The organism is Nocardioides jiangxiensis (genome assembly GCF_030580915.1).
In the GTDB taxonomy this organism is placed as follows: Bacteria; Actinomycetota; Actinomycetes; order Propionibacteriales; family Nocardioidaceae; genus Nocardioides; species Nocardioides jiangxiensis.
Map to the genome: position 1 here is coordinate 1 of NZ_JAUQTA010000002.1, position 18,776 is coordinate 18,776.

The following is an 18,776-nucleotide window of genomic DNA, read 5'->3' on the forward strand; positions in this document are numbered from 1 at the left end:
GAAGTTAAGCCTGACAGCGCCGATGGTACTGCAACCGGGAGGTTGTGGGAGAGTAGGACGTCGCCGGACAAATTTTCCCCAAAGGGGCATCACGAAAGTGGTGCCCCTTTGGCATTTCTGCGCGAACGCTCGGGAAGCGAAAGGGCCGCCGGCCTCCGATCCTGGAGGCGGCGGCCCTCTCGTCATCCGGCGTCAGGCGTTGCGATCTCCAGCCAGCCACTTCACGCCGACCCTGTTCTCCGCGCGCGCTGCCTTGGCCAACAGGCCGGCGATCAGGTCCTCGATCTTGCCGCCGATCAGCGGGATGCCGACCTTGACGGTCAGGTCGACCGTCTGGACCACGTCGTCGCCGTTCTGGGCGAGCGTGATGCTGCCCTTCATGTCGCCGGGCTTGCCCGGGATCGTGATGAGCACGTCTGCCGCGTGACCGCGCCACGCCTCGTGCTGCACGATCGGGATCTCCTCGCCCACCAGCTTCTTGGCGAACGACGGAACGCGCTCGGTGCCGTGGGCGTACTCGAAGGTCACGTCGTTTCCGCCGGGGGCGGGGGACACGGCGAGGCTGCTCCGGATCGCGTGCTGGTACGACGCCACGGCCGCACGGAACTCCGGGTCGATGGCCAGCGCGGCGACTGCGTCGACTGTCGTGCCCGGATAGGTCAAGGTCTCGTGGATGCTCTTCGCCATGGCGCGACCTTAGCGGGCTATGTTGAAGACGTGCCTCGCCACGACAGCACACCCGACGTACTCCTGCAGGCCTACTTCCGGCACATCGCGCCGGAAGACCTGGCGGACCGCTTGCCCGATGACCTGGCCGGCGCCCTCGCCAGTCATCGCAAGCTCGCGAGCCTGCGTGCGTCCGGGACGGTGGTGGTGCGCGTGCACACGCCGCGGGCAGCGGTGCAGGGCTGGGAGGCGCACGGGCACACGGTGGTCGAGGTCGTCACGGAGGACATGCCGTTCCTGGTCGACTCGGTGCTGATGGCACTGGCCCGGGAGGGCCACGACGTCCATCTCGTCGTCCACCCGCGATTCGACGTCATGCGCACTGCCGAAGGCGCTCTCCTCTCGGTGGAGCCGGCGGACGAGCGCGTACCGCCGGGGGACGGCTGGACGCGTGAGTCCTGGATGCACGTGGAAGTGGACCGGCTTCCCGAGGGCCGCGACATCGCGGCCGACTTCGAGACCTCGATCCGACAGGTGCTGGACGACGTCCGCAGCGCCGTTCATGACTGGCAGGCGATGCGGGCGAAGGTCCTGGCGATCGCCGACGACCTGGAGAGTTCTCCTCCGCCGCTTCCGGCTCCCGAGCTCGAGCAGGGCACCGGCCTCCTGCGGTGGCTCGCCGACGATCACTTCACCTTCCTCGGCTATCGCGAGTACGACCTCCTCGACGACGACTCTCTCCAGCCTGTGGCTGGGTCGGGTCTCGGCATCCTGCGTGGCCGGGGCGAGGCGTCAGCGGCGTCGTTCGCCCGGCTTCCGCCCCACGTGCGGGCGCACGCACGCGAGCAGACGCTTCTGGTCCTGGCGAAGGCGAACTCCCGGGCGACGGTGCACCGGTCGGCGTACCTCGACTACGTCGGCGTGAAGCGCTTCGACGCGGAGGGCGTGGTGACAGGGGAGCGGCGGTTCCTCGGCCTGTGGTCGTCGGCGGCGTACACGGAGTCCCTACGAAGGATCCCGTTGCTGTCGGAGAAGGCCGACGCGGTGCTTGCTGCAGCGGGCCTCGACCCGCTGAGCCATGCCGGCAAGGCACTGGTGGAGATCCTGGAGGACTACCCCCGCGACGAGCTGCTCACCGTGCCGGTCGAGGACCTGGTCAAGGTGGCGGAGGCGGTGCTGCAGGCGCGAGAACGCCGGCGGCTACGGCTCTTCGTGCGTCCTGACACGTACCGGCGCTACCTGACCTGCCTGGTCTACGTGCCGCGCGACCGATACAGCACCTCCGTGCGTGAGCGCTTCGCGGCGATCCTGCGTGATCGCCTCGGAGCGTCGACGGTCGAGTACTCCGCGCGGGTGGGGGAGTCGCCCCTGGCGCAGGTGCACTTCGTCGTCCGTCCGGAGAACGCCGAGGCCGTGCCCGAGGTCGATGTGGCTGCGCTCGAGCACGAGCTCGTCGAGGCGGCTCGCTCGTGGTCCGACGACTTCGTCGGCGCGGTCACGGTCGAGTTCGGAGAGTCGGAGGCAGCGCGCCTCGTCCGCGCCTACCGGGGCGCGTTCCCGCCGGCGTACGTCGAGGAGTTCTCGCCGCGCGCCGCTGCGGTCGACGTACGCCGGATCGAGGCGATTCAGGGCGAGGCAGGTGTCGACGTCGCCATGTCCGAGCGGGTGGACGCGCCTGCCGACGAGGTGCGGCTCTCCATCTACCGGGTCGGGGAACCCCTGACGCTGACGGCGGCGCTCCCCATGCTCGCCTCGCTGGGCGTCGAGGTGGTCGACGAGCGGCCGCACGAGCTGGAGGGCCTGGCCCGGCCGACGTGGATCTATGAGTTCGGTCTGCGCGCTCCGTCCCCGGTCGGGGAGTCGGACCTGGCTCCCCTGGAGGAGCTGCTGCGGGCGATCCTCGCCGGGGAGTGCGAGGTCGACGGCTTCAACGCGCTCGTACTCGGCGCGGGCCTGCACTGGCGGCAGGCGGCGGTGCTGCGGGCCTATGCGCGCTACCTGAAGCAGGCGGGGACACCGTTCAGCCTGGAGTCGATCGAGGAGGCGCTGCGGGAGAACGTGGCGCTGACCCGGCTCGTGGTGGGCCTCTTCGAGGCGCGGTTCGACCCCGACGCCGACGCGGAGGGGCGCTCCCAGAAGGAGGAACGGCTCCGGGAGCAGATCGTCAGCGGCCTCGATGACGTCGTCCGGCTCGACCACGACCGGATCCTGAGGTCCTACCTGGCGCTGGTCAGCGCGACGCTCCGGACGAATCACTTCATGGTGGGCGTCGACGGGCGGCCGCGTGCCTGCCTCGCCCTGAAGCTGGACCCCGGCCAGGTGCCGGACCTGCCGGCTCCCCGGCCGCAGTTCGAGATCTTCGTGCACTCTCCGCGTGTGGAGGGCGTGCACCTGCGCTTCGGAGCCGTGGCCCGCGGCGGGCTCCGGTGGTCGGACCGCCGTGACGACTACCGCACCGAGGTCCTCGGCCTGGTCAAGGCGCAGATGGTGAAGAACACCGTCATCGTGCCGGTGGGTGCCAAGGGCGGCTTCTACGCGAAGCACCTGCCCGACCCGGCCGACCGTGAGGCATGGCTGGCCGAAGGGATCGCCTGCTACCGCACCTTCATCGCCGGCCTCCTGGACCTGACCGACAACATGGTCTCCGGTGAAGTCGTGCCACCGGCGCGCGTGGTGCGCCACGACGGTGACGACGCCTACCTCGTGGTGGCTGCCGACAAGGGGACGGCGACGTTCTCCGACATCGCCAACGAGGTGGCGGCAGGCTACGGATTCTGGCTGGGTGATGCGTTCGCGTCGGGTGGCTCGGCCGGCTACGACCACAAGGCCATGGGTATCACCGCCCGTGGTGCCTGGGTCTCGGTGCAGCGGCACTTCCGGGAGATGGGAGTCGACTGCCAGAACGAGGAGTTCACCTGCGTGGGCATCGGCGACATGTCCGGAGACGTCTTCGGCAACGGCCTGCTGAGCTCGCGAACCACGCGGCTGGTGGCGGCGTTCGACCACCGCGACATCTTCCTCGACCCGGACCCCGACCCGTCCACGTCGTACGACGAGCGTGCGCGCCTGTTCGCGCTCCCGCGGTCCTCCTGGCAGGACTACGACCGGAAGCTCATCTCGGCCGGCGGCGGCGTGTGGTCGCGGCAGGCCAAGCAGGTGCCCGTCTCGCCCGAGGTGGCGGCCGTGCTCGGGCTCGATCCGGCCACCGGCTCGCTGCCTCCCAACGACCTGCTGCGCGCGATCCTCGCTGCGCCCGTCGACCTCCTGTGGAACGGCGGCATCGGGACGTACGTGAAGGGCGCCGCCGAGTCGCACGCGGACGTCGGGGACAAGGCCAACGACGCCATCCGGATCAACGGCGCCGAGCTCCGCGTGCGCTGCGTGGGGGAGGGCGGCAACCTCGGCCTGACCCAGCTCGGCCGGATCGAGTACGCCGCGGCCGGTGGCCGGATCAACACGGACTTCATCGACAACTCGGCCGGCGTCGACACCTCGGACCGCGAGGTCAACCTCAAGATCCTGCTCGACGCGGCGGTCGACGACGGCGACCTCACCGGCAAGCAGCGCAACGCGCTCCTGGCGTCGATGACGGACGAGGTCGCTGCGTTGGTGCTGCGGGACAACTACGAGCAGAACCTGGCGCTGGCCAACGCCCTGGCGACCGCGCCGGCCCTGCTGCACGTGCACGAGTCCTGGCTCCAGGCGCTCGAACAGCGACGTGCGGTCGACCGTGAGCTGGAGGGACTGCCGGCGGCGGCGGAGGTGCGGCGTCGGCAAGAGCAGGGGGAGGGGCTCACCGCTCCCGAGCTGGCGGTCATGCTCTCCTGGACCAAGATCGTGCTCGCCCGCGAGCTGCTCGAGTCCGACCTGCCCGACGACCCGTTCCTCCGGAGCGACCTCTACGCCTACTTCCCCTCGCAGGTGCGGCAGGAGTACCGGCAGCGGATCCTTCGGCACCCGCTCCGGCGGGAGATCATCGTGACGCAGGTGGTCAACGACCTGGTCAACGGAGCCGGCATCACCTTCTGGCACCGTCTCTCGGAGGAGACGTCAGCGAGCGCCCCGGACCTCGCGCGCGCGAACTTCGTGGCGCGCGAGATCTTCGCCTCGCTCGCGCTGCGCGAACGGATCGCGGCCGAGGACAACCGTCTCGATGCGAGCGTGCAGACCACGATGCGCATCGAGATGCGCACGCTCGTCGAGCGAGCCTCCCGCTGGCTGGTCACCAACCGCCGTTCGCCGCTGGCGAGTGAGGAGATCGTCGACTACTTCGGCGAGGCCGTGCAGCGCCTGATGGACTACCTGCCCGGGCTGCTCGGCGGACGGGAGCGCGAGGGCTTCGAGGCACGCCGGGACGACCTGCTGGCCCACGGGGTCGACGAGGCCCTGGCGACCCGGGTGGCGGTGCTCCAGCCGGCGTACGTGCTGCTGGGAGTCGTCGAGACGGCCGAACGGGAGCAGGTCGACCCGCTCGACGTGGCCCGCGTCCACTTCGCCCTGGGGGAGAGGCTCGGCCTGTCCTCCGTCGTACGCCGGGTGCAGGCGCTCCCGCGTCGCGACCGATGGGAGGCGCTGGCGCGGGCCGCTGTGCGCGACGATCTCCATGCCGTCCACGCCGCGCTGACCGAGCAGGTCCTCCAGTCCACCCCGGCTGAGGAGCCGGCACCGTTGCGGGTGGCGCTCTGGGAAGAGCGCGACGCCGGGCGGGTGCAGCGGGCCGCACAGACGCTGGAGGAGATCTGTGTCGACGAGTCGGCCGACCTGGCCCGGGTCGCGGTCGGGCTCCGCGTGGTGCGTGGCCTGGTCACGTGACTTGACCGATCGGTCAGACGTAGCATGGGCTTCATGCTCCTCTTCCAGGGTCCCCGCGCGGTCGCCGCTCGCGTCGTACGCCGGGTGGCCGGCCTGCCCAGCCCGCTCGCCGGGCGCACCGTGCTCGTCACCGGCGCTTCCTCCGGCATCGGTCGGGCCACTGCCGTGGCTGTGGCCGACCGGGGGGCGCGGGTGCTCCTCGTCGCGCGGCGTGTCGCCGAGCTCGAGGCCGTGCGCGACGAGATCGAGGACGCCGGCGGCGTCGCCGAGGTCTTTCCATGCGACCTCACCGACGGTGACGCGATCGACAAGCTCGTCAAGGACGTGCTCGCCGCCCACGGCGCGGTGGACTACCTGGTCAACAACGCCGGCCGCTCGATCCGCCGGTCGCTCGACCTGAGCTATGACCGGTTCCATGACATCGAGCGCACCATGGCGATCAACTACATGGGGCCGGTCCGGCTGACCATGGGACTGCTGCCGGCGATGCGTGCGCAGAAGTTCGGCCACGTGGTCAACATCGTCACCTGGGGCATCCAGATCAAGGCGCCGAAGTTCGCGGCGTACATCGCCTCGAAGACCGCGCTCGACACGTTCTCGCGGATCGCCGGGCGGGAGGCGTTCTTCGACAACGTGACCTTCACGAACATGAGGTTCTCGCTGGTCAGCACGCCGATGGTGGCGCCGACCGAGGCGTACAGCGGGCACGGCGAGACGCCGGAACACGCTGCGGAGCGCGTCGTCCGCGCCCTGGAGGACCGGCCGCTCACGGTCAACACCCGCGTCGCCGGCGTCCTCGAGGTGGCGAACGTCGTCGCGCCGCGTGCCACGGACTTCGCGATGGCTCTGGCACACCGCGCGTTCAAGGACTCCGCCGCGGCGCGGGGGAAGACGCCGTCGGCCTAGGCCTGGCCCTCGGCCGGTGTGACGGCGACGGGCCTCGGGCCGATCCGGATCCGGCCCTGCGCGATGGCGACACCGAGCAGGATGACGGCTCCGCCCACCGGCTGGTACCAGTGCGGCTCCTCGCCGAGGACGACCATGCCGACCGCGATGGCGAACAGCGGGCTCAGGTAGGTCACGTACGACGCCGTCGAGCCGCCGACCCAGCGGATGTTGCGCGCGTGGATGGCCAGGGCGATGCCGGTGCCGACGGCACCGAGCGTGAGCACGGAGGCGACCACCTCCGGCGAGAGGTCCCACGGCGCCGGCGGTACACCGGCGACGAAGGGCGCCACGACCGCGAGTGCGGCGGTCGCCCACAGGAGCTGGCCGGCGCTGACCGCGAGGTCGGAGTCGACGCGCGGGGCGACGTAGCGGTGCTGGTAGGGGATCGCGATGCCGTAGCACGAGGCTGCGGCGAAGCAGAGCATCTGCCCGGTGAACCCGCTGCCGCTGAGGCCGTGCCATGCCCCGAGCACGACGAGCGTGCCGCCGAACCCCAGCACCAGGCCGACGACCTTCGCCAGCGAGAACCGCTCGGTCCGGAACAGCAGGACGGCAGCCGGGAGGGTGACGAGCGGCGTGGTGCCGTTCCAGATCCCGGCGAGCAGGCTGGGGATGCGCTGCTCGCCGAAGCCGAAGAGCGTGAAGGCGAACGCGATGAGGAGGCCGGGGACGGCGAGGTGGAGCCACGTGACCACGTCGCGCGGTAGCCGGTGTCCGGTGAAGGCCATCAGCACCAGCACCGCGATGGCGCCCGACGAGACGCGGCCGAGTGTCACGTAGGCGGGATGCAGCTCGCGGACCCCGACGCTGATGAAGAGGAAGCTGCAGCCCCAGATCGCCGCGAGGCCGATCAGCCAGGGGAGCCAGACGCGGACAGGAGGCTGCTCGGTGGTCACCCGGTCAGCATGGCGCCGACTGGCTGACGCGTCACCTGATTTCGGGCCGGCCCGGTCGATCGTGGCCGGACCGTGACGTGCGGCGCGGAGGCGCCGGTCAGCCGGCCTTCTCCCCGCGCGCCTGCTTGGCCGCCTCGACCGACTGCTGGAGGGCCGCGAGCAGGTCGACGACCTCGCCGGCGGACTTGGTGGAGGTCTCGGTGCGCTGCACCTCGCCGCCCTCGATCTTTGCCTTGACCAGGGCCTCGACCGCCTCGGCGTAGTCGTCCTCGAGCTCGCTCGGGTCGAAGTCGCCGGCGAGCGTCTCGACGAGCATGCGGGCCATCTTGACCTCGGCGTCCTTGACCTCGCCGGCCTCGACGGAGAAGTCGGGGGTGCGGATCTCGTCGGGCCACATGAGGGTCTGCAGCACGATCACGTCGCCGGCTTCGGTCTCGCGGACCCGGAGGACAGCGGGGGCGGTGCGTTGGCGCAGCGCGACCGTCACCACCGCGACCCGGTCGGACTCCTGCAGGGCCTGGCGCAGCAGGGCATAGGGCTTGGCGCCGGTCTTCTCCGGCTCGAGGTAGTAGCTCTTCTCGAACATGAGCGGGTCGATCTGCTCGCTCGGCACGAACTTCTCGACGGCGATCTCGCGGCTGGCCGTGACCGGGAGCTCGCGGAGGTCGTCGTCGCTGAGGATGACCATCTCGCCGTCCTCGGTCTCGTAGCCCTTCGCGATGTCGGCGTAGGGCACCTCCTCGCCGTCGAGCGAGCAGATCCGCTGGTAGCGGATCCGGCCGCCGTCCTTGGCGTGCACCTGGCGGAAGGAGACGTCGTGGCTCTCGGTCGCCGAGTACAGCTTGACCGGGACGCTGACGAGGCCGAACGAGACGGCCCCCTTCCAGATAGCGCGCATGTCTTCACGGTATCCGAGAAGATGGTTGGCATGCCGTTCGTGCCTCCGATGCTCGCCACCAAGGGCGACCGCGTGCCCGACGGGCCTGACTGGGTCCACGAGGTGAAGTGGGACGGCATCCGCGTGATCGTGCACGTGGATGCCGACGGGGTGCGGGTGTGGTCGCGCAACGGCAACGAGCGCACCCGCGACTTCCCCCGGCTCGCCGGGCTCGCGGCACTCGGCCGGAGCATGGTCCTCGACGGTGAGCTCGCCGCAGCCGACGAGGCGGGCCTGCCCACCTTCGGCGCCCTGCAGCGCGGCGGGCAGCCGCGTCTCTACGTCTTCGACCTGCTCGAGCTCGACGGTCGCGACCTGACCACGCTGGCGTGGGTCGACCGGCGTGCCCAGCTCGAGGCCCTGCACCTCGGCGACGACGCCTGGCTCGTCCCCCCGACGTACGACGACGGGGAGATGCTGCTCGAAGCCACCCGGCAGCAGGGGCTCGAGGGGATCGTCTCCAAGCTGCGGTCGGCGGCGTACCGTCCGGGGGTGCGCAGTCGCGACTGGCTGAAGTTCCCCCACCGGCCACGGCGTTCGGTGGTGATCGGCGGATGGCGTGGCGAGAAGGGCAGCGACGCCCGGCTCGGGGCATTGCTGGTCGGCGAGCCGACGCCGGACGGCCTGGTCTTCCGGGGGCGGGTCGGGAGCGGTCTCGCCGGACGTGCCGGCCTGGCGCTGCTGCCGATGCTGGCCGACCTGGGCCGTGCCGACAGCCCCTTCGTCACGCCGATCGCGAAGGCCGACGCGCTGGGCACCCACTGGGTGGAGCCGGTCGTGGTCGTGGACGTGGAGTCGCTGGGCATGACCGGCGACGGCCGCCTGCGCCAGCCGTCGTACCAAGGAGTCCGGCAGGACCTCGTCCCGGCCGACCTCGAGGGCCAGTCGTGAGCCCGGCCGGCACCGAGGTCGTCACCGAGGTCGAGGGGCACCGGCTCACGCTGAGCAACCTCGCGAAGGTGCTCTACCCCGCGACCGGCACGACGAAGGGCGAGGTGCTCGACTACTACGTGCGGATCGCGCCGGTCCTCCTGCCGCACATCGCCGACCGGGCCGTCACCCGGATCCGCTGGCCGCACGGCGTGGCCAAGGCGAGCTTCTTCGAGAAGAACGCACCCGCCGGCGCTCCGTCGTGGCTGAGGACGGTCTCCGTGCCGACGACGGGGTCGCGGGGATCGGGGGAGGCGGGGGAGATCAACTTCCCGGTCGTCGACGGCCTCGCTGCGCTGGTCTACCTGGTCAACCTGGCCTCCCTCGAGCTGCACGTGCACCAGTGGCAGGTCGACGCGACGGGCGCGCCCGCCGCCCCGGACCGCATGGTCGTCGACCTCGATCCCGGCGAGGGCGCCGGGCTCCTGCAGTGCTGCGAGGTGGCGCTGCTGGCACGCGCCCTGCTGGCGGAGCGCGACCTGGAGGCGAGGCCGGTGACCAGCGGGTCGAAGGGCCTGCATCTCTACGTGCCGCTCGACGGTTCGCTGAGCTCCGAGGGGTCGACGGCGCTGGCGAAGGAGATCGCCGAGGAGCTGCAGGCGGCGCATCCGGCGCTGGTCACCGCGACGATGACGAAGGCGCGGCGTACCGGAAAGGTCTTCTTCGACTGGTCGCAGAACTCCGGGTCGAAGACCACCGTCGCGCCCTACTCGCTGCGGGGGAAGGAGCGGCCGACGGTGGCGACACCCCTCACCTGGGACGAGGTCGAAGCCGGTGCCGCAGACGAGTTCGGACTCGACCAGTTCCGCTACGACGAGGTCCTGGCGCGCGTCGTGGACCTCGGCGATCTCTTCGCCTGACCGACCTCGCCCTGGCGTCCCGACCTGTCCGAATGAGACAGAGCCCTACCGCTGGTCTAGACCGGTGTGTAAGGGTCTCCAATGAAATCTGCTCTCACTCGGGCTAGGAGAAATCGTGGATATTCAGGAGTTCAACGACCGCTACGACGTGGTCGGCACGCTGGGGAAGGTCGGCATCGCGATCGCGATCCTGGTCATCACGTGGATCATCGCCAAGATCGTGGCGAAGGTCTTCGCGAAGCTGGTCACGAAGGTGCCGGCGCTGCAGAAGGCTGGTGCTGACGGCCAGAGCCTCGGCGCCTCACTGGGCTCGATCGCCTCGCTGCTGGTCTGGCTCTTCGGGCTGATGGCGATCCTCCAGCTCTTCGGCCTCACCCAGGTGCTGGCGCCGGTCCAGAACATGCTCAACGGCGTCTTCGCCTTCCTGCCGAACATCATCGGCGCGGGCCTGGTCTTCGTCGTCGGCGCGATCCTCGCGAAGATCGTCCGGCAGCTGGTGGAGACCGCGCTCAGCGCGGTGCCGTTCGACAGGTGGCTCGGCAACGGGAGCCGAAAGCTGGAGACCGCGGCGGGCGTCGCCGACACGCCGGGGTACGCCGCGCCGGCACCCGTCGAGGCTGGCCTCTCGGCCCGCTCGATCATCTCGATGCTCGGTCTGGTCGTCTACTCGATGATCATGCTGGTCGTGGCCATCTCGGCCCTCCAGATCCTCGACATCCAGGCGATCTCGGAGCCGGCGACGCAGATGCTGCAGAAGATCATGGACGCGATCCCCAACATCATCGCCGGCGCCGTCCTGCTCGGCATCGGCGTGCTGATCGCGGGCTTCGTGACGGCCCTGCTGACCGAGCTGCTCAGCGGTCTCGGCATCGACCGCGGCCTGCGGTCGATGGAGGTCCTCCCGGCCGGCAAGAGCGCCGTCCCGGCGATCACCAAGATCGTCCAGGTCGCGATCGTGCTGGTCTTCGCGGTCGCGGCGACGCGGCTGCTCGGGTTCGCGGAGATCACGAACTTCCTGCAGGAGATCCTGGCGCTCGGCGGCAAGGTCGCCTTCGGCGGCGCGATCATCGCGGCGGGCTTCGTGGTCGCCTCGGTGCTCGCCAAGCTGGTCGGCGGCAGCGCGGCCAACATCGTCCGGATCGCCACGCTGGTGCTCTTCGGCGCGATGGGCCTGAAGTACATGGGCCTGGCCGACTCGATCATCAACCTGGCCTTCGGTTCGCTCGTCGTGGGTGGCGCTGCCGCCGCGGCGCTCGCCTTCGGCCTGGGTGGTCGTGAGGCGGCGGCCCGCCAGCTCGCGAAGCTGCAGAACCAGAACAGCGGTCCGCAGATCTGACCCTCCGCACGTGGCGGCGCCCCCGGGTGTTCCCGGGGGGCGCCGCTGCATTTGTCGGCTTCCGCCCGGGTTGTCCGGGCGCCGGCGGTGGTCGTCCACAGCGGCTGGACGCGTTGGTGGACAACGGCGCGTTGCAGGGCGTAGGAACCCCTCAGGAGACCACTACTCGGGACGGGGATCGACGATGGTGGCGTACGCCGCGACCCAGGGCGCAGACGCGTCGTCAGGCACGGATGCGGGTGCGCACCGCGCCCTCGTCGAGCAGATCGACGAGCGAGTCCGCGAGCGGGTGCGGGCCGAGGGCGTCGATCCGCAGCACGAGCCGGGTGCCGTGCGTCGACTCGCCGAGGAGGCTGTGCGCCTCCACGACGAGCACAGCCTGACCGGTCAGGTGGGTCGCGTCGCCGACCCGTCGCGCGTCATCACCGAGGTCGTCGCCCGGGTCTCGGGCTTCGGGGCCCTCCAGCCCTACCTCGAGGACGACGAGGTGGAGGAGATCTGGATCAACAAGCCGTCGGAGGTCTTCGTGAGCCGCCGCGGCCGGCACGAGCTGACCTCGACCGTGCTCACCCGGGCCGAGGTCGCCGAGCTCATCGAGCGGATGCTGAAGAGCAGTGGCCGACGGATCGACATGAGCCAGCCCTTCGTCGACGCGATGCTGCCGGATGGCAACCGGCTGCACGTCGTGCTCGAGGGCATCTCGCGCGGGTTCAGCGCGGTCAACATCCGCAAGCACACCCTGCGTGCCACCCGGCTCGCTGATCTCGTCGAGCTCGGGAGCCTGTCCCCGCGAGCTGCGAGCTTCCTCGAGGCGAGCGTCCGGGCCGGGCTCAACCTGCTGGTCGCAGGAGCGACCCAGTCGGGCAAGACGACCTTCCTCAACTGCCTCGCCGCGTCCATCCCCGGCTCGGATCGTGTCGTGTCGGCGGAGGAGGTGTTCGAGCTGCGCTTCCCCCATCCCGACTGGGTCGCGATGCAGACCCGTCAGACCGGGCTCGAGGGCACGGGGGAGATCACCCTCCGTGACCTGGTCAAGGAGTCCCTGCGGATGCGGCCGAGCCGGATCATCGTCGGCGAGGTCCGGGCCGAGGAGAGCCTCGACATGCTGCTCGCGCTCAACTCCGGGCTGCCGGGCATGTGCACGGTCCACGCCAACTCCGCGCGAGACGCGCTCGTGAAGCTCTCCGCGCTGCCGCTGCTCGCCGGTCCCAATGTGCACGCAGGGTTCGTCACGCCGGCCGTCGCCAGCAGCATCGACCTCGTGGTGCACCTCGGCATCGACCACGCCGGCGTACGCCGGGTGCAGGAGGTGGTCGCCGTTCCCGGGCGGATCGAGCAGGGCGTCATCGAGACCGAGCCGCTCTTCGTGCGTGATGACGCTGAGCTCCGCTACGTCGGCGGGATGCCGCCGCACGTCGAGCGGTTCGGCCGGGCGGGGATCGACGTGCACGCCGTTCTGGCGGGACGCTGACGTGGGTGCGCTCGTCGGGCTCGGAGTGGGCGTCGGCCTGCTGCTCGTGTGGTCGTCGTTCCAGCCCCCGGTCGTGCGGCCGGGCCGCCGGCAGGCGCGGTTGCCCGACCTGCTGGGGCGCGCCGGGCTCGACGGCATCGCGGTACGCACGGTCGTGGCTGCCAGTGCCGTGTGTGCCGTCACGGCCGGCCTCGCGGTGCTGGCGACCGCAGGTGCCTGGCCCGTTTCGCTGGTCTTCGCCCTGATCGGCGGCTACCTCCCGTTCGCCGCCCTGCAGGGGCGAGCGAGACGCCGGCAGAGGGACGTCGCGGAGGTCTGGCCGGAAGCAGTCGACAACCTCGCCAGCGCCGTGCGGGCCGGGATGTCGCTGCCCGAGGCCCTCGGTGCGCTCGGGACGAGAGGGCCTGCCGCCCTGCGCCCCGCCTTCGCCGCCTTCGCGCTCGACTACCAGGTGAGCGGGAGGTTCCCTGACGCGCTGGACCGCCTGAAGGACCGGCTGGCCGACCCGGTCGGGGATCGCGTCGTGGAGGCGCTGCGGATCGCGCGGGAGGTCGGCGGCGGTGACCTCGGCCGCCTGCTGCGCAACCTCTCGTCGTTCCTCCGCCAGGATGCGCGGACCCGCTCCGAACTCGAGTCGCGACAGGCGTGGACGGTCTCCGGTGCCCGTCTGGCGGTGGCGGCACCGTGGCTGGTGCTTCTGATGCTCTCCTTCCAACCGGACGTCATCGCGCGCTACTCCTCACCGGGCGGAGCCGTGGTGATCTTCGGTGGTGCCGCCTGCTGCCTCGTGGCCTACCGGTTGATGATCCGCATCGGGCGTCTGCCCTCCGAGCGCCGGGTGCTGGCATGACAGGCGATGTCACGGGCGGGCTGCTCGGTGCGGCGGGTGGCCTCGGCCTCGCGTTGGTGGTCCTGCGCCTCCGCTCGCTGCGGAGGACCGACCTGCGGCACCGGGTGCTTCCCTACCTGCGGGACGTCCGCCGGGCGCCCGCCCGGCCGGCTGCCACCGGTCCGGGAGCCGTGGGGACGCTGCTGGCCTCGTTGGCGAGCTGGCTGGAGACGGCTCTCGGAGGGGCGACCACGGTGCGCCGGCGCCTCGAGCGGGCCGGGCTCGCGGGCAGCGTGGCGGACTTCCGGGTCGAGCAGGTGGTCTGGGGTCTGCTCGGGTTCGCAGCGGCGGCGGCCTACGGCCTGCTCGACTCGACCCGCGATGCAACGGCCGGCAACGTGGTCCAGCTGCTCGTCCTGTGCGTGCTGGGCTTCGCGGCTGGCGTCGTCCTGCGTGACCAGCGGCTGACGGCGCAGGTCCGTCGGCGCGAGCGGGCCGTTCTGCTGGAGTTCCCGACGGTGGCGGAGCTACTCGCACTGGCGGTTGCGGCGGGTGAGGGGCCGGTCGTCGCGCTGGGACGCGTCGTCGCGCGGACGTCGGGCGCGCTCTCGGAGGACCTCGGCGTGGTGCTCGCGGCCGTGCGCACCGGGACCCCGGTGGGCGAGGCCTTCGACGCGCTGGCCGCCCGCACCGGCGTACCGCTGGTCGCCCGGTTCGCCGAGGGCATCGCGGTCGCCGTGGAGCGCGGCACACCGCTCACCGACATCCTCCACGCGCAGGCGGCCGACGTCCGTGAGGCGGGGCGACGCGAGCTGATCGAGTCGGCGGCCCGGCGTGAGGTGCTGATGATGGTCCCGGTGGTCTTCCTGGTGCTGCCGGTCACCGTGGTGTTCGCTTTCTGGCCCGGCGCTGTCGGGCTCACGTTGATGACGCCCTGACACGGCGCGAAGGAAGGATCTCGGGTGAAGCAGATGAGGTGGTGGGCGTGGTGCCTGGTGCTGACCTCCACGACGGCGCCGCGGCGCCGTGATGAACGAGGCGATGTGCCCGGCTGGGTCCTGGTCACGATCATGACGGCGGGGCTGGTGACGATGTTGTGGCGCTTCGCGGGTCCGCAGCTGCAGCAGATGCTCAGCAATGCGCTGGCGCAGGTCAGCGGCTGAGCACGGCGCTTCGGTCGTCGACTTCGTGCTGGTGACCGTGGTGCTGTTGCCACTGGTGCTGGGCATCCTCCAGGTCGCGCTGGTGCTCCACGTCCGCAACACGCTCACGGCTGCGGCGTCCGACGGTGCGCGGCTCGCGGCGACCGTCGACCGCGGTCCGGCCGACGGCGTACGCCGCACCCGGGAGCAGATCTCAGGAGCGCTCTCGGCGCGGTTCGCGCGTGACGTGACGGCGCGTCGGTCCGTCGTCGACGGGCAGCCCGGCGTCGAGGTGAGGGTCGTGGCGGTCGTCCCGCCGCTCGGGCTCTGGGGGCCGGCGACCCGGCTCGAGCTCACCGGCCACGCCATCGAGGAGCCCTCGTGAGGCGGCACGAGCGACGGGGGAGGGCGATGTCGCGCCGCGACGAGCGGGGCAGCGCGCTGGTCGAGCTCGTCTGGCTCGCGGTGCTCCTGCTGGTTCCTCTCGTCTATCTCCTCCTGGCCGTCTTCGACGTCCAGCGGGCGTCGTTCGGGGCGGAGGCGGCGGCACGTGCGGCAGGACGCGCCTACGCGCTGGCCGACACGGATGCGGAGGGGCTGCGTCGCGCGCAGGACGCGGCGTCAGTCGCGCTCGAGGACCAGGGCGTCACCGAGCCGGTCGACCTCGAGATCACCTGTGACCCGGCGCCACCCTGCCACCGACGCGGAGCCACGATCGCGGTACGTCTGTCCTCACACGTCGTGCTTCCTCTCGTGCCGGCCGCACTCGGCGGTGGGGCCCCGAGCTTCGCGATCCGGGCCGACCACCGCGTCCCGATCGGCCGCTACCGGGACCTCGGACCGTGAGCAGGCGCGCGGAGGCCGGGCAGGTCACGGTCCTGGTCGTCGGGTTCGCACTCGTCCTGCTCCTCGCGGTCGGGGTCACCGTGGACGCTTCGGCGGCGTACCTCCAGCGCGAGTCGCTGGCGACGCTGGCCGATGGTGCCGCGCTGGCGGCCGCCGACCAGGTCCAGGGCGCCCCGGCGTACGACGGAGGCCTGGCTGCCCTCGCGCCCGTCGACGTGCGGACGGCGCGGGCGAGCGTTGCCGCGCACCTCCGTGCGGCGGGTGCCGAACGTGCCCACCCCGGCATCGTCGCGACGGTGAGCGTCGTCGAGGGGCGGGTCGTCGTGCGGCTGCGCGCCCCGCTCGACCTCCCGTTGACGGTAGAGGGCCTGACCGCGACGACCGTCAGCGCCATCGGCTCGGCCTCGGTGGTGCTGCGCGGGGAGTGACATCGCTCACGATGGGCCCTCAGGGATGTCGCTGGTGGCCCGCGCGGGCCCAGAATGTCCTCAGCCCCCGCAGAGGACCCGAGACCCCTGCGGGGGCCTTCCATTTCTCCCGGCCTGCGCCGAGGTCAGCACACCCGTCGCCGTGCCGTAACCTTGACGATCGTGGCAACCACGGACTTCGACACCGAGATCAAGCAGCTCCAGGCGACGATGCGCACCATCGAGCAGGTGCTCGACCTCGGCGCGCTCCGCGCGGAGAAGGAGCAGCTCGAGGAGCAGGTTGCTGCCCCCGACCTCTGGGACGACCAGGACAACGCGCAGAAGGTGACCGGCCGCCTCTCCGCCCTCAACGGCGAGATCGACCGCTTCACCGGCCTGGCCGACCGCATCGAGGACCTCGGCGTCCTGGTGGAGATGGGCCAGGAGGAGGGCGACGCCGACACCCTCGCCGAGGCGGAGGCCGAGCTCGAGCGGATCAAGAAGTCCGTCGAGGCGCTCGAGGTCCGCACCCTCCTCAACGGTGAGTACGACGCCCGCGAGGCGATCGTCTCCGTCCGCTCCGGCGCCGGTGGCGTCGATGCCGCCGACTTCGCCGAGCAGCTCATGCGCATGTACACGCGCTGGGCGGAGCGCAACAAGTACCCCGTCGAGGTCTTCGACGTCTCCTACGCCGAGGAGGCGGGCATCAAGTCCGCTGAGTTCGCGATCCACGCGCCCTACGCCTACGGCACGCTCTCGGTCGAGGCCGGCACGCACCGTCTCGTCCGCATCTCGCCGTTCGACAACCAGGGCCGCCGCCAGACGTCGTTCGCCGCCGTCGAGGTCGTGCCGGTGCTCGAGCAGACCGACAACATCGAGGTAGACGAGAACGACCTTCGTGTCGACGTCTTCCGCTCCGGCGGTCCGGGTGGCCAGTCGGTCAACACGACCGACTCCGCGGTCCGCCTGACGCACATTCCGACCGGCATCGTGGTCTCCTGCCAGAACGAGAAGTCGCAGCTGCAGAACAAGGCCTCAGCGATGGTCGTCCTCAAGGCGAAGCTCCTCGCGAAGAAGAAGGCCGAGGAGGCCGCGCTCAAGAAGGACCTCAAGGGCGACGTCGCCGCCTCGTGGGGCGACCAGATGCGCAACTACGTCCTCAACCCTTACCAGCTGGTCAAGGACCTGCGCACGGGCCAGGAGTCGGGCAACCCGGCTGCCGTCCTCGACGGCGACATCGACGACTTCATCGAGGCCGGCATCCGCTGGCGCCGCAGCGCCTCCTGATCCCTGCCACCGGTGGAGCGGCTCCGCGTCGGTGACCTGACCCTCGCGTACGACGTGCGCGGGGACGGCCCCCCGATGGTGCTGCTCCACGGTGCGGGCGAGCGCGCCGCCAGCTGGGACACGGTGCGTGACGCGCTCGCGCAGCGGTTCACGACGTACGCCGTCGACCTGCGTGGTCACGGCGACAGCGACTGGCCCGGGGAGTACCGCCACGCGTTGATCGAGGCCGACGTCTGCGCCCTGCTCGATGCGGTCGGCCTCTCCGGCGTCGTGCTCGTCGGGCACTCGCTCGGCGGCAACATCGGCTTCCGGGTCGCGGCGCATCGCCCGGACCTGGTCGCGCGCCTGGTCGTCGAGGACGTCATCCCGCCGTGGCCGCGTACGCGGCGGGTGCCGCCGCGACCGGACCGCGAGCTCGACTACGACTGGGACGCCGTTCCGGCGCTGATGGGGGAGGCCTCCACCCGCGACGACGTGGCGTGGGACGAGCTGGGGCTGATCGTCGCGCCGACGCTGCTCGTGAGCGGTGGCGCCGGCTCCCACCTGCCGGTGGAGAAGGTCGCCGAGGTCGTGGCGCGGATCCCCGACTGCGTGATGGTCGAGATCGACGCCGGGCACCATGTCCACCGACGCGAGCCCGGGCAGTTCCTCAGCGCCGTCCTCGGCTGGCTCGCAGTCCGCGGCTGACCTCAGGAGGACGAGGCGGTGGTGGCCACCTGGACGCACCAGTCGCCGGCGCGCGCCACGAGGTCGGCCTCGGAGGCCTCCTTGGCGGGGGCGGCGACCGAGCACGCCAGCCAGGCGTCCCCGAACAGGCCGCGGTAGGTGACGGTGCGGCCGGCGGAGCTGCTGCACACCGTGCCGACAGCGGGGGAGCCGAACCTCGCCGCCGGCGTCGTGTGGCAGCCCGGCGTCTTCCGTGCCGCGGCAACGAGCTGGGCTGCCTGCGCCGGCGTCACCGGCGGCACGAAGACCCAGCTGCGTGCGACCACGTCGCCGTGGGCGAAGACGCAGCCGTACTCGTGGGAGAGGTCCTCCGTGCCGGGCAGGCGTTCGCCGTTGCCGTAGTGGGCGGTGGTGACGTCCTTGGTCCCGACGGCCTCGAGGACGGCCCGGGCCGGGATCCTCGAGCAGAACGAGATCCGCTCGACGTGCGCCACCGTGCCGTCGTACGACGCGAGCGGGGTCGGCTCCGGAGCGGCTGGGGGAGGCGTCGGGCCGCCCCCGCATCCGGCCAGGAGTGCCCCTGCGAGCGAGGCCCAGGCGACGGCGCACACGCTGCGCCACGTCCTCACAGAACCGGTGCGACGAGCCATGGGGCCACCCTAGGTGCACGTCGCCGGAAGCGTCGCCGGGGGCGCGGGTGCGACACGCAGGTCCGCGGTTCTGGTTGTCCGCTCACCTAAAGT

Annotated in this window: 19 protein-coding genes and 1 rRNA gene; 15 read left to right on the forward strand and 5 right to left on the reverse strand. The window is 71.3% G+C overall.

All coding sequences use genetic code 11. The annotated features are described in order from the left end of the window. A 5S ribosomal RNA gene (rrf, locus tag Q5722_RS14965) occupies window positions 1-69 on the forward strand; the annotation flags it as partial. A gap of 123 nt (window positions 70-192) precedes the next feature. Here the strand turns inward: rrf and Q5722_RS11285 are convergent. Further along, complete coding sequence (locus Q5722_RS11285; protein WP_305028373.1) at window positions 193-687, reverse strand: DUF2505 domain-containing protein; 495 nt, start codon at window positions 685-687, stop codon at window positions 193-195. Between the two features lie 30 nt (window positions 688-717). Here Q5722_RS11285 and Q5722_RS11290 point away from each other — a divergent pair, with 30 nt between their 5' ends. Continuing rightward, window positions 718-5,478 (forward strand): NAD-glutamate dehydrogenase, encoded by a 4,761-nt coding sequence (locus Q5722_RS11290; protein ID WP_305028374.1) that lies wholly within the window; start codon window positions 718-720, stop codon window positions 5,476-5,478. 33 nt (window positions 5,479-5,511) lie between these two features. Next, on the forward strand, window positions 5,512-6,384 hold the full coding sequence (locus Q5722_RS11295) for an SDR family NAD(P)-dependent oxidoreductase (protein WP_305028375.1): 873 nt from the start codon (window positions 5,512-5,514) through the stop codon (window positions 6,382-6,384). On the opposite strand, the gene Q5722_RS11300 is transcribed toward Q5722_RS11295, so the two are convergent. Continuing rightward, window positions 6,381-7,322, reverse strand: coding sequence for a DMT family transporter (locus tag Q5722_RS11300; RefSeq protein WP_305028376.1), 942 nt, complete (start codon window positions 7,320-7,322; stop codon window positions 6,381-6,383). The genes Q5722_RS11295 and Q5722_RS11300 overlap by 4 nt on opposite strands. Window positions 7,323-7,419: 97 nt before the next feature. Next, window positions 7,420-8,220 (reverse strand): non-homologous end joining protein Ku, encoded by an 801-nt coding sequence (ku, locus tag Q5722_RS11305; RefSeq protein WP_305028377.1) that lies wholly within the window; start codon window positions 8,218-8,220, stop codon window positions 7,420-7,422. Window positions 8,221-8,250: 30 nt separating this feature from the next. Here ku and ligD (Q5722_RS11310) point away from each other — a divergent pair, with 30 nt between their 5' ends. The 3 genes from ligD (Q5722_RS11310) to Q5722_RS11320 all read left to right on the forward strand — a co-directional run bounded on the left by ligD (Q5722_RS11310) (window position 8,251) and on the right by Q5722_RS11320 (window position 11,385). Beyond that, window positions 8,251-9,150, forward strand: a complete 900-nt coding sequence (gene ligD / locus Q5722_RS11310) for a non-homologous end-joining DNA ligase (protein WP_305028378.1) — start codon at window positions 8,251-8,253, stop codon at window positions 9,148-9,150. After that, window positions 9,147-10,049, forward strand: coding sequence for a non-homologous end-joining DNA ligase (gene ligD, locus Q5722_RS11315; protein WP_305028379.1), 903 nt, complete (start codon window positions 9,147-9,149; stop codon window positions 10,047-10,049). The genes ligD (Q5722_RS11310) and ligD (Q5722_RS11315) overlap by 4 nt, the downstream gene beginning before the upstream one ends. Window positions 10,050-10,164: 115 nt before the next feature. Further along, complete coding sequence (locus tag Q5722_RS11320; protein WP_305028380.1) at window positions 10,165-11,385, forward strand: mechanosensitive ion channel; 1,221 nt, start codon at window positions 10,165-10,167, stop codon at window positions 11,383-11,385. 223 nt (window positions 11,386-11,608) lie between these two features. Here Q5722_RS11320 and Q5722_RS11325 read toward each other — a convergent pair whose 3' ends face one another. After that, the gene (locus Q5722_RS11325; RefSeq protein ID WP_305028381.1) at window positions 11,609-11,752 is read right to left on the reverse strand and encodes a hypothetical protein; all 144 of its coding nucleotides are present in this window, start codon (window positions 11,750-11,752) and stop codon (window positions 11,609-11,611) included. Between Q5722_RS11325 and Q5722_RS11330 the strand changes: the two genes are divergently transcribed. The 9 genes from Q5722_RS11330 (at window position 11,741) to Q5722_RS11370 (ending at window position 18,054) form a co-directional block, all read left to right on the forward strand. After that, the gene (locus Q5722_RS11330; RefSeq protein ID WP_305028382.1) at window positions 11,741-12,856 is read left to right on the forward strand and encodes a TadA family conjugal transfer-associated ATPase; all 1,116 of its coding nucleotides are present in this window, start codon (window positions 11,741-11,743) and stop codon (window positions 12,854-12,856) included. The two genes, Q5722_RS11325 and Q5722_RS11330, sit on opposite strands and share 12 nt — an antisense overlap. Before the next feature lies 1 nt (window position 12,857). Continuing rightward, entirely contained in the window at window positions 12,858-13,706 is an 849-nt protein-coding gene (locus Q5722_RS11335; RefSeq protein ID WP_305028383.1) for a type II secretion system F family protein, read from the forward strand. After that, on the forward strand, window positions 13,703-14,623 hold the full coding sequence (locus Q5722_RS11340; RefSeq protein WP_305028384.1) for a type II secretion system F family protein: 921 nt from the start codon (window positions 13,703-13,705) through the stop codon (window positions 14,621-14,623). Before Q5722_RS11335 ends, Q5722_RS11340 begins: the two co-directional genes overlap by 4 nt. 33 nt (window positions 14,624-14,656) lie before the next feature. Further along, window positions 14,657-14,848: a hypothetical protein gene (locus Q5722_RS11345; protein WP_305029059.1), complete on the forward strand. Its 192-nt coding sequence runs from the start codon at window positions 14,657-14,659 to the stop codon at window positions 14,846-14,848. After that, window positions 14,823-15,212, forward strand: a complete 390-nt coding sequence (locus Q5722_RS11350; RefSeq protein ID WP_305028385.1) for a TadE/TadG family type IV pilus assembly protein — start codon at window positions 14,823-14,825, stop codon at window positions 15,210-15,212. The genes Q5722_RS11345 and Q5722_RS11350 overlap by 26 nt, the downstream gene beginning before the upstream one ends. Next, entirely contained in the window at window positions 15,209-15,673 is a 465-nt protein-coding gene (locus tag Q5722_RS11355) for a hypothetical protein (protein WP_305028386.1), read from the forward strand. Before Q5722_RS11350 ends, Q5722_RS11355 begins: the two co-directional genes overlap by 4 nt. Continuing rightward, entirely contained in the window at window positions 15,670-16,101 is a 432-nt protein-coding gene (locus Q5722_RS11360) for a pilus assembly protein TadG-related protein (protein ID WP_305028387.1), read from the forward strand. The genes Q5722_RS11355 and Q5722_RS11360 overlap by 4 nt, the downstream gene beginning before the upstream one ends. Window positions 16,102-16,263: 162 nt before the next feature. Continuing rightward, the gene (gene prfB / locus Q5722_RS11365; protein WP_305028388.1) at window positions 16,264-17,367 is read left to right on the forward strand and encodes a peptide chain release factor 2; all 1,104 of its coding nucleotides are present in this window, start codon (window positions 16,264-16,266) and stop codon (window positions 17,365-17,367) included. A gap of 12 nt (window positions 17,368-17,379) precedes the next feature. Next, window positions 17,380-18,054 carry an alpha/beta fold hydrolase gene (locus tag Q5722_RS11370; RefSeq protein ID WP_305028389.1) on the forward strand — a complete coding sequence of 225 codons (675 nt, stop codon included), beginning with the start codon at window positions 17,380-17,382 and terminating at the stop codon, window positions 18,052-18,054. Window positions 18,055-18,056: 2 nt separating this feature from the next. On the opposite strand, the gene Q5722_RS11375 is transcribed toward Q5722_RS11370, so the two are convergent. Beyond that, complete coding sequence (locus Q5722_RS11375) at window positions 18,057-18,683, reverse strand: hypothetical protein (RefSeq protein WP_305028390.1); 627 nt, start codon at window positions 18,681-18,683, stop codon at window positions 18,057-18,059. Window positions 18,684-18,776: the final 93 nt, after the last annotated feature.